The sequence below is a fragment of the Streptococcus mitis genome, from assembly GCF_003942965.1.
Lineage (GTDB): Bacteria > Bacillota > Bacilli > Lactobacillales > Streptococcaceae > Streptococcus > Streptococcus mitis_BH.
The window spans coordinates 1-737 of the sequence record NZ_RJOG01000086.1 but is presented as its reverse complement, the minus strand read 5'-3'; the positions used below and the strand labels follow the sequence as shown (position 1 = coordinate 737).

At 30.7% G+C, this 737-nt stretch carries 1 pseudogene; it reads left to right on the top strand.

Annotated features, from left to right (window positions below):
- A pseudogene (locus D8837_RS09785) lies at positions 1 to 737 on the top strand (beta-carotene 15,15'-monooxygenase); the annotation flags it as partial.

Genomic DNA, 737 nt, shown 5'->3' with positions numbered 1-737 from the left:
TATCATGGCAGATAGTTACTACAAATTTTTACAAAATTTATTAGGAAGAGATGAGTTACCTGATTTAGTTATTACAGCCAACATTCAATCAATTTTATTGAGTGTTTTCATAGTTCCAACAATTGTCGGGATAGGGGCTTACTTTTATTCAAGTCGAATACTTAAAATATCATCAATATTAAAACCAAAAAAGAAAAAAAGAAAAGTTACAGTAGCTGGATTTGTTAACATCTCTGTTCGTTTATTCCTATGGTTACTATGTATAGGTTCTATTGTTTCAGCAGGTTTTATCAGAAACAAAGAAATAATTGAAAAACAGTCAAGCATAGTATTATTTTTATTAATTATTCACATCCTTATTATTCAATCACTATCTCCATCAATGCAAATGTTTCTAATAAAATTTTTAATGAGGATATTTCCAACTGAAAATTATGTAATTAATACAGGCTTTTGGAATCTACTATCCAATCCTAGCTATTTGAAAAGTATACAAACTTCAATGAGCATGGGAGTAACTCTCATTTCTGGGTTTATTCTTTACACCCAAAATATGTATTCATTCATGAATACAGCAAACGGTGTACAAGAAGCAAGAGCTTCCTTTATTGCTTATATGTCTGCTCCAATTATTCTGATTATTACTAGTTCTATTTCTCTTACAATTTTATCTTCTAATAAAGATATTGAGGACATTAAACAGTTAAAGACACTGGTGTGGGGGGGGGGGGGGGGGG